The sequence below is a fragment of the Frankia sp. CcWB3 genome (genome assembly GCF_977927595.1).
Genome location: NZ_CDWRCK010000258.1, coordinates 1 through 5,801, shown reverse-complemented (window position 1 = coordinate 5,801; position 5,801 = coordinate 1). Strand labels below are relative to the sequence as shown.

The window sequence follows — 5,801 nt, the reverse complement described above, 5'->3', positions numbered from 1 at the left end:
AGCCACCATCGCCGCGATCAACAAATGGCTGCCCCGATGAACTTCCCAAACAGGCCCTAGGGGGTGTGGACAACGGCTCGAGCCCGGATCCGAACGATCTACGTGCCGCGGCTGGACCCCAGGCAAGCGCCCGGAGCGCGGCCGACCGCTCGTCGGCGTCTGCTGGCACTCTGAGATGCTGGTCGGTGTTCCCTGCGGGGTGACTCCGAACAACCGGAGGGAACGACAGGAGGCCTAACCATGAAGTTCCGGGTGGAACGGGATGAATTCACCGAAGCGGTCGCCTGGACCGCACGCACGTTGCCGAGCCGGCCGACCACCCAGTTGCAGGTGCTCTCGGGCCTGCTCCTCGACGCGACCGGACCGATGCTCAAGATCGCCGCGTACGACTACGAGGTGGCCGCCCAGTGCACGGTGCACGCGACCGTGTCGGAGGAGGGGCGCGGGCTCGTCAACGGCAAACTGCTCGCGGAGATCACCCGGGCGCTGCCCGCGGCACCGGTCGATCTGGGCATCGACGGCACCCGTTTGGTGATCACTTGTGGCAATGCTCGGTTCGCGTTGCCGATGCTGCCGGTGGACGACTACCCAGCCCTTCCGGCCATGCCCCCGATCACGGGGCACATCGAGGGATCCGCGTTCGCTGCGGCGGTCTCACAGGTGGCGATCGCGGCCGGTCGTGACGACACGCTGCCGGTCCTTACCGGGGTCCGCCTCGAGATCGAGGGGGACACCCTCACCCTCGCCGCGACCGACCGTTACCGGCTCGCCGTGCGGACGCTGAAGTGGCGGCCGTCGGAAACAGCCGCCGGGCTCGGTGCGGGCGGTGTGACCAGTGCGGACAGCCCCCCGCCCACACCGGTCACGGTCGCCCTCGTGCCGGCCCGCACCTTGCTCGACACCGCGAAGTCGTTGTCGGGTTCAGGGGTGGAGGTGTCCATCGCGCTCGGGGCGGGGCCCTCCGGCGAGACGCTGGCCGGTTTCGCCGGCTCGACCCGGCAGACGACGACCCGGTTGCTCGACGGAAGCTTCCCGCCCTACCGCAAGCTGTTGCCGGACAGCTCGCCGTTGATCGCGCAGCTGGAGATCGCCCCGTTGCAGGAGGCTGTCAAACGGGTGGCGCTGGTCGCTGCGAAGACCGCACCGGTGCAGCTGACGTTTTCCCCGGACCACCTCGTGCTGGAGGCTGGAACGGGCGGTGAGGCGCAGGCAACGGAGACCCTCCCGGTGACCTACGATGGGCCGGAGCTGTCTGTGGCGTTCAACCCGTCGTACCTGCTCGACGCGCTCGGGGCGCTGGAGTCGGACGTCGTACGGGTCGGTTTCGCCAGCGCGGAGGACCCGGCGGTGGCGGCGAACAAGCCGGCGATCCTGACCCGGAAGGCCGACGACGACGGCGAGGTCCCCGACTACCGGTACCTGCTGATGCCGATCCGCCTGCACGGGTGACGTGCACCTCACGCACCTGTCCCTCGTCGACTTCCGGTCCTACCCAGCTCTTGACCTAACGCTGGGTCCGGGAGTGGCCACCTTCGTGGGTGGTAACGGCCAGGGGAAGACCAACGTGATCGAGGCGATCAGCTATGTCGCCACGCTGGCCAGCCACCGGGTCGCCGGGGACGCCCCGCTGGTCCGTGACGGCGCGTCTCGGGCGGTCATCCGCGCCAGGATCGTCCGGGGTGACCGGGCCGCGCTGGTGGAGATCGAGATCGTTCCGGGAAAGGCGAACCGGGCCCGGTTGAACCGGGCTCCCGTCGCCCGGCCGCGTGACATCGTCGGTCTGCTGTGCACCGTGCTGTTCGCCCCGGAGGACCTGGCCCTGGTGAAGGGGGATCCGGCGCAGCGTCGTCAGTTCCTCGACGAGCTGCTGATCGCCCGGACCCCGAGGATGGCCGCGGTCCTCGCCGACTACGACCGGGTCCTCAAACAACGATCGACCCTGCTACGCACCGCCGGGACGGCCCGGCGAGCCGGGGGGCAGGGAGATCTGCGCACCCTCGACGTCTGGGACGGGTACCTGGCCACGCATGGCGCCGAGGTGCTGGCCGCGCGGTTGGCACTCGTCGATGCGTTGCGGCCGGCCGTGGCCGCGGCGTACGAGGCCGTCGCCGACGCCGAGTCCGCCACCGCGCTGGACTACCGTTCCAGCGTCACCCTCCCGGACACCTTGCCTGCACCCGGTCCACCCGGTCCACAGGGCCAGCCAGAGCAGCCGGGCGCAGGTCGGCCGGGTCCGGCGGCACCGGATCGGACCATACTGGCGGAGGCGATCCGCGCCGATCTGGAGGCCGCCCGGCCGCGGGAGGTCGAACGGGGGATGACGCTGGTCGGTCCGCACCGCGACGATCTGCTCTTGTCGATCAACGGGCTCCCGGCCCGCGGCTACGCGAGTCACGGCGAGTCTTGGTCCCTCGCCCTCGCGCTCAAGCTGGCCTCGTTCGACCTGCTGCGTGTCGATGACCGCGAGCCGGTCCTGCTCCTGGACGACGTTTTCGCCGAACTGGACACGCGTCGCCGCGGTCGGCTCGCGGAACTCGTCGCCTCCGCGGAGCAGGTACTGGTCACAGCCGCGGTCGAAACCGACGTTCCCACGGAGCTGACCGGGGTGCGGTACGCCGTCGCCGACGGAGAGGTCCAGCATGCCCACTGAGCGCCCAGACCCCCGGGACCATCCCACCGCGCCCGGGCGGTCCCGGGGAGGTGCCGGGAGCCGAGGGAAGACCGAGGGGCCGGACGGCACCGCAGCCCGCGGAGCGGACCTGGCGCGGGAGATCCTCGCCCAGGCCAAACGGGACGCGCGGGAGCGTGGGCGGGGACGGGGGGGCGCCGGCCACACCGCCCGCCACCCGGCCGGGCCGGGTCCGGCCGGACCCGGCCCTGGTTGCGGTGGCGGGATGCCAGGTGCTGACGGCGGCACGTGGGCCGATGAGGAGGCATCCGCCGGCGCCACCGGGACGGGCGGTCCGTGGGGCCCGGGCTCTCGGGCCCGCCTCGGTGCCCGGCGGGCCGACCCGTCGGACGACCAGATGCCCCGCCGGCCGCGGATGCCGGGCATCGCACCGCCCGGCCGGGAATGGCGCGAACCGGTCGGTTTCGGGACGGCGATCAACCGGCTGCTGGCGGCCCGTGGCTGGAAGGCTCAGGCGAGCGATGCGAACGTCCTGGCCCGATGGGATGTCATCGTCGGGCCGGACATCGCCGACCACTGCACCCCGGTGTCCCTGCGTGACGGAGAGCTGGAACTTGTCGCGGAGTCGACGGCCTGGGCGACCCAGCTGCGCATGCTGTCCCGGCAGCTCCTCGGCATCCTGCACCGGGAGCTCGGTCCACACGTGGTCCGCCGGATCGTCGTGCGTGGACCGACGGCGCCGTCCTGGCGGCACGGGTCCATCCGAACCGGCGGTCGAGGACCCCGTGACACCTACGGCTGAGACCGGCGTTCGGCTGGCGCCCGCCTGACGCTCCCTGCGCCCCTGCGCTCTCCAGTAGCCCCGGTGCTCCAGGCGCCCCTTGGCGCCTGGAGCGTGCCTGTGGTATCCGTCGGGGCGACTGGGATGATCATGACGGTTCCGCGGGGTCGCGGTGCCGGTGACAGTCGTGGAGGCGCGCCAAGGCGGTCGGGGGAGTCGGTCCGGTAGGGGGGGTTGGCCATCCCCATGTGCGTGGCGCTGCGCAGACGTCAGGGGGTTCCCTGCGTCCGCTATGGCGGGTTGCCGGGTAGACTGGTGGATACTTCCGCCCAGAACGAGGGGACCCGTCGCGTGGCCTACGATGCAAGTTCGATCAAGGTTCTCGAAGGTCTTGACGCGGTCCGCAAGCGTCCTGGTATGTACATCGGCTCCACTGGAGAGCGTGGACTGCATCATCTCGTCTACGAGGTCGTGGACAACGCGGTGGACGAGGCGCTCGCCGGTTACTGCGACACCATCACCGTGACGCTGCTTGCCGACGGCGGGGTGCGGGTCACCGACAACGGCCGCGGCATTCCCGTCGGCATGCATCCCACCGAGAAGCGGCCCGCCGTCGAGGTCGTGCTGACCACCCTGCACGCCGGCGGGAAGTTCGACGGCAAATCGTATGCGGTGTCCGGCGGGCTGCACGGAGTCGGCGTCAGCGTGGTCAACGCGCTGTCCACCCGGCTCGACGTGGAGATCCAGCGGGAGGGGCACGTCTGGTTCCAGCCGTACGTGGCGACCCGCCCGGACAAGCCGCTGGCCAAGACCGGTACCACCCGCAAGACCGGGACGTCGGTCACCTTCTGGGCGGATCCGACGATCTTCGAGACCACCGAGTACAAGTACGAGACGCTCGCCCGCCGCCTGCAGGAGATGGCCTTCCTCAACAAGGGGCTGTCGATCACGCTCGTCGACGAGCGTGACGAGGAACGCATGGCGGTCACCTACAAGTACGCCAACGGCCTGGTCGACTTCGTCGGTCACCTCAACGCCACGAAGGACACCATCCACCGCAGCGTGATCTCGCTGGAGTCGAAGGGCGTGGGCATCGAGGCCGAGCTCGCGATGCAGTGGAACGGCGGCTACACCGAGTCGGTCTACACCTTCGCGAACACCATCAACACCCACGAGGGCGGCACCCACGAGGAGGGCTTCCGGGCCGCGCTGACCAGCGCCGTCAACGCCTACGCCAAGGACCAGAACTTGCTCAAGCCGGTGAAGGCCGGGGCCAAGAACAGCGACGAGCGGCTCTCCGGCGACGACATCCGGGAGGGCCTTACCGCGATCATCTCGGTGAAGCTCGCGCAGCCGCAGTTCGAGGGCCAGACCAAGACCAAGCTCGGCAACACCGAGGCCAAGAAGTTCATCCAGGAGATGTGCTACTCGGCGCTCAAGGACTGGTTCGAGGTCAACCGCACCGAGGCTCGGGCTATCGTCAGCAAGGCGCTCGACGCCCAACGGGCCCGCATCGCCGCCCGTCAGGCCCGCGATCTGACCCGGCGCAAGGGTCTGCTCGGCGGCACCGGTCTGCCGGGCAAGCTCGCCGACTGCCAGTACACCGATCCCGAGCGGTGCGAGCTGTACATCGTCGAGGGTGACTCGGCGGGTGGGTCGGCCAAGGGTGGTCGGGACTCGAAGTTCCAGGCGATCCTCCCGCTGCGAGGAAAGATCCTCAACGTCGAGAAGGCCCGCATCGACCGCGTCCTGAAGAACACCGAGGTCCAGGCCCTCATCCAGGCGCTGGGTACCGGCATCCACGACGATTTCGACATCGCGAAACTGCGCTACCACAAGATCGTATTGATGGCGGACGCCGACGTCGACGGCCAGCACATCCGGACCCTGCTGCTGACGCTGCTGTTCCGGTTCATGCGCCCGCTGGTCGAGGCCGGTCACGTGTTTCTGGCGCAGCCGCCGCTCTACAAGATCAAATGGGGTAGGGAGGACTGGGAGTACGCCTACTCCGACCGGGAGCGCGACGGGCTGGTCGCCCGCGGGGTGGAGTCCGGGCGCAAGCTGCCCAAGGATGCCATCCAGCGATTCAAGGGTCTCGGCGAGATGAACGCCACCGAGCTGTGGGACACCACCATGGACCCGGACCGGCGCATCCTGCTGCAGGTCACGCTCGACGATGCGGCGGTCGCCGACGAGTTGTTCTCCGTGCTCATGGGTGAGGATGTCGACGCGCGTCGCAGCTTCATCCAACGTAATGCCAAGGACGTGCGTTTCCTGGACATCTGACCCGGCCGTGTCGCGTGCCTCGGATCGGTCGTCGGGTGGCCCTCAGGTCGGTCCGGGCGCGGCGATCCCGACGGTCCGACCCGGCGAACGGAGGGCTCCGGATCC

4 protein-coding genes are annotated in these 5,801 nt (G+C 69.7%); all 4 read left to right on the top strand.

Annotated features, from left to right (window positions below; genetic code table 11):
* Nucleotides 1–240: 240 nt before the first annotated feature.
* A complete protein-coding gene (gene dnaN / locus ACY5KJ_RS16880) occupies nt 241–1,449 on the top strand; it encodes a DNA polymerase III subunit beta (RefSeq protein ID WP_462188011.1) in 1,209 nt (402 codons plus the stop codon).
* Nucleotide 1,450: 1 nt separating this feature from the next.
* Nucleotides 1,451–2,650 (top strand): DNA replication/repair protein RecF, encoded by a 1,200-nt coding sequence (recF, locus tag ACY5KJ_RS16875; protein WP_462203817.1) that lies wholly within the window; start codon nt 1,451–1,453, stop codon nt 2,648–2,650.
* A complete protein-coding gene (locus tag ACY5KJ_RS16870; RefSeq protein WP_462188013.1) occupies nt 2,640–3,431 on the top strand; it encodes a DciA family protein in 792 nt (263 codons plus the stop codon). Before recF ends, ACY5KJ_RS16870 begins: the two co-directional genes overlap by 11 nt.
* Before the next feature lie 330 nt (nt 3,432–3,761).
* The gene (gyrB, locus tag ACY5KJ_RS16865; protein WP_462188014.1) at nt 3,762–5,696 is read left to right on the top strand and encodes a DNA topoisomerase (ATP-hydrolyzing) subunit B; all 1,935 of its coding nucleotides are present in this window, start codon (nt 3,762–3,764) and stop codon (nt 5,694–5,696) included.
* Nucleotides 5,697–5,801: the final 105 nt, after the last annotated feature.